The organism is Micromonospora sp. MH33, from assembly GCF_003013775.1.
In the GTDB taxonomy this organism is placed as follows: Bacteria; Actinomycetota; Actinomycetes; order Mycobacteriales; family Micromonosporaceae; genus Micromonospora; species Micromonospora fulviviridis.
The window spans coordinates 1-3,585 of sequence record NZ_MUYZ01000457.1; the positions used below are offsets into that span (position 1 = coordinate 1).

General features: G+C 76.0%; 2 protein-coding genes and 1 pseudogene. 2 read left to right on the forward strand and 1 reads right to left on the reverse strand.

Features of this window, described 5'->3' with window-relative positions; genetic code table 11:
• Positions 1–222 (forward strand): annotated as a pseudogene (locus B0E53_RS34315) (hypothetical protein); the annotation flags it as partial.
• A 6-nt stretch (positions 223–228) separates the two neighbouring features.
• On the opposite strand, the gene B0E53_RS34320 reads toward B0E53_RS34315, so the two are convergent.
• The gene (locus B0E53_RS34320; RefSeq protein ID WP_246835743.1) at positions 229–2,019 is read right to left on the reverse strand and encodes a hypothetical protein; all 1,791 of its coding nucleotides are present in this window, start codon (positions 2,017–2,019) and stop codon (positions 229–231) included.
• A gap of 140 nt (positions 2,020–2,159) precedes the next feature.
• Here B0E53_RS34320 and B0E53_RS34325 point away from each other — a divergent pair, with 140 nt between their 5' ends.
• Complete coding sequence (locus tag B0E53_RS34325) at positions 2,160–3,440, forward strand: PQQ-binding-like beta-propeller repeat protein (RefSeq protein WP_107079699.1); 1,281 nt, start codon at positions 2,160–2,162, stop codon at positions 3,438–3,440.
• Positions 3,441–3,585 lie beyond the last annotated feature (145 nt).

Below are 3,585 nucleotides of genomic sequence, written 5' to 3' on the forward strand. Positions count from 1 at the left end.
CGGCTGCTGCGCCGGGCCGCCGAGACCGGCCAGGTGCCGCCGATCGGCGAGGCGGAACGCCGCCAGGCCGTCGCCGACCTGCGGCACTGGCGGGCGGCGGTGCTGGTGCAGGCCGGCTCGACGCCGGGCGACCCGGTCCGCGCCACGGTGGACGCCCTGGTCGGCCCCGGCCGCGACGTCCCCGGCGCCCACCTCTGGGACGTCCGCCCCCTGGTCGGCTGACCCCGGTCAGACGCGGTCGCGGACGTCCCAGAGCCAGACGTCGTCGACGCGCTGCGGCTCGCCGAGCAGCTGGGTCATCAGCTCGCGCAGCACCGCCTCGCGGGGGTTCGCGCCGAGCACCACCACCGAAGCCTTCCAGAAGCGCAGGTCGTCGAGGGCCTGGCGGCGGTTCTCGTCGGTGAGCGGCGAAACCTTGTTCGCGTCCATGGTGGAGTAGATCAGCGTGCTGGTCGGCCGGTTCGGCGCGCCGAAGACGCCCTCGCCCACCTCGTTGGGCCCGATGAAGTAGCCGCCCGGGATGGGGAACTCCTGCCGGGTCAGCGCGCTCCACCGCAGCGTGGGCAGGCCGTGCACGTTGCTCGGGATCGGCACCGGCACCAGGGTCCGGCCGTCCGGCACGTACGGCCGCCAGCCGCCCGCCGTGATGAAGTGCGGCGGCGGGTCGATCTGCTGCGCGGGCAGCGGGCGGGGGAGCAGCGGCAGCAGGGCGGCCACGATGGCCGCGTACCCGACGAGGCGCAGCCAGCGCCGGCGCGACCCGGGGGAGGACGATTCGGTGCGCTGGGCGGGCACCGGCGGGCGGCCGCGCCCCGACAGGGCGTCCCAGGCCAGCGCGAGCAGCACGCCCACCGCGGCGGCCACCACCAGGCTCAGCCGGGTCGGCATCATCATCTCGACCAGCGGCAGGTCGTCCGGCACGTACGCCCAGGGGCCGTCGATGCTGGTCTCCACCCCGCCGAAGCGCACCTTCGGGCCGATCGCGGCGACCGAGAAGACCACCACGAGCACGGCCAGGATCCGGGCCGGCAGCGAGCGGCGCACCAGCAGCACCAGCGCGACCAGCGCGACCAGCACCAGCGGCCAGCCGAACCAGGTGTTCTGCTCGGTCAGCCCGATGGTCTTCTCCACCGCCTCGTCGCCGGCCACGGTGTCCCGGGCGAAGGTGACGAAGGCCATCAGGTCCTCGCCCCAGTTGTGGAAGACCCCGCCCTGCAGGCCCCGGTAGGACTGCGGCCCGTTGAACTGGAACCAGATCGGGTACGCGGCCAACAGCAGGGCCACCCCGCCGCCCAGGCCGACGGCGGCGAGGAACGTGCCGGCCCGCTCGCGCGCCGCGCGGGGCCGCTGCACCACCCACGCCACCACGACGACCAGGCAGGCCAGCGCCGTGAGCAGCAGCATCTCCTCGTTGATGAAGATCTGGTACGCCACCAGCAGGCCCAGCGCGATCCCGTTGCGCCGCCACCGGCCCGGTTCGCCGAGCCGCAGCACCCGCGCCACGATCAGCGGGAGCAGGAAGTTGGAGACGAAGTTCGGCTGCCCGTTGGCGTGGTGCACGATGCCGGGCGCGAAGCCGAGGAACGCGCCGCCGACGAAGGCCGCCCCGCGCGAGCGGACCAGGCGCCGGGACAGCACCCAGTAGGAGGTGGCCGCGGTCGCCGAGAGTGCCGCGCCGAGGTAGAGCGCGTACATCACCTGCGGGCCGAGCAGCAGGGTGAGCGGCGCCAGCGGCAGGGTGACCCCGAGCAGCGAGGTGTTCGCCATCATGTTCACCCCGTCCGGCGCGTTCTGCCGGGCGGTGAAGAGCGGGTTCTCCAGGTGACGCACCGAGTACGCGCCGTGCGCGAAGAGCCACTCGAACCAACTGTGGTCGGTCGGCAGGTGCGAGGAGACCCGGTGCTGCACGTCCCCCCAGTAGTTGAGGCAGACGAGAACGCCGAGCACCACATAGGCTCCGATGGCCAGCACGTCGGCGCGGGCCGGCCGGCGTCGGGGCCGGCGCGGCGGGTCCGCCACGACGGGCTCGGCCTCGACGGGCGAGGAGTTCAGCGAGGGGTCCACCACCGGCACGGCCACGACGGGCCATCGTACAGGCGGCACGTCGTCGTACCGGTCGCGGCCGGAGCGCCGGGGCGGCGGCGCGGGAAGGGGTGGTCGTGACCGTCATCGATCTGGGTGAGCTGCGCGACGACGCCCCACCGGGCCCGGCGGGGCGTCGTCCGCGGGCCGCCGGCCGTCCGTTCCGGAGCGCCGTGGTGCTGGTGGTGGCATTGGTCACGCTCGCCGCCGCGGCCCCGCCGGCGCGGCCCGCCGCGCGCACCCTGGCCGGCGGCCCCGCGGCAGCCGCGTTCGTCTCCGGCGACCGGGTGTACGTGGTCCAGCCGCCCGACCCGCAGCGCGGCGTGGACCGGCAGCTCGTCGCGTACCGGGCCGGCGACGGCCCACCCCGGACACTGTGGCGGACCCTGCTGCCCGGGGCGGGCGTGGCCACCTCGGTGTGGGAGCAGGACGGCACCGTCCTGCTCGTCGGGCGGACCGCCGGCGACTCCGCGTGGGAGACGCTCGGCTTCGACGCCCGCACCGGCCGGGTGAGCTGGCTCCAGCCCGGGGTGGGCTTCCCGGCCGGTGGGGCGCTGCTCATGCAGGTGCCTGAGGTGTCGGGCCGGCAGGCGATCCGCCGGGTGGCGGTGAGCGACGGGCGGACCCTCTGGTCGATCCCGGGCACGCCGGACAACGTCGAGCTCAGCTTCGGTCCCTCGGGAGTGGAGCGGCTGGTCCACCTCCCGGCCGCCGGTGAGACCGCCGTGTACGACGCGGTCAGCGGCACCAGGCTGGTCGCCCGCGACCTGGCCGGCGGCGACTGGCCCACCCGGCGGCGGACCCTGCTCGCCGCCGGGATGCTGCTGGTGATCGGGGACGACGTCGGCACCGTCACCGCCTACGACCTGGACACCCTCCAGCGGCGCTGGACGGCCGCGCTCCCGCTGGTCGGCTACGCGGAGCGGTGCGGCAGCCTGCTCTGCGCCAACCGGCTGACCGGCGGGACGTGGGCGCTCGACCCCGCCACCGGCGCGGTGCGGTGGACCGACGACCGGTGGGCGGGGACGCTGGCGGCCGCCGGCGGCCGGCTCCTGGTCGCCGCGGGCGACGCCGCGGCCACCGGAACCGCCCTGGCGGTGGTCGAGGAGGCCACCGGCCGGCTGGTGGCCGACCTCGGCGTCTGGGAGGTGGTGCCGCAGGACGAGTTCGACGGCCGGCTGTTCGCCGTCCGGCGGATACGAAACAGCCGCCTGCTCCTCGTCGAGCTGGACCCGGCCGGCAGCCGCCCCGAGGTGCGCGAGGTGCTGGTCGGCGCAGTCGGCGACTGCCGGATGGGGGCGGAGCTGGTCGTCTGCCGCCACACGAACGGCGGGTTCGGGTTGTGGCGGCTGCCGTGAGCCCGGTGATCGAGCTGGGGGAGATGCGGCACGGCGAGGAGGCCGACGAGCCGGCTCCCGCGCCGGCCCGGCCCCCGGGCCGGGTGGCCCGGGTGGTGGCGGCCGGCTGCCTCGCGCTGCTGACCCTGGCCGGCGCGGCCCCGCC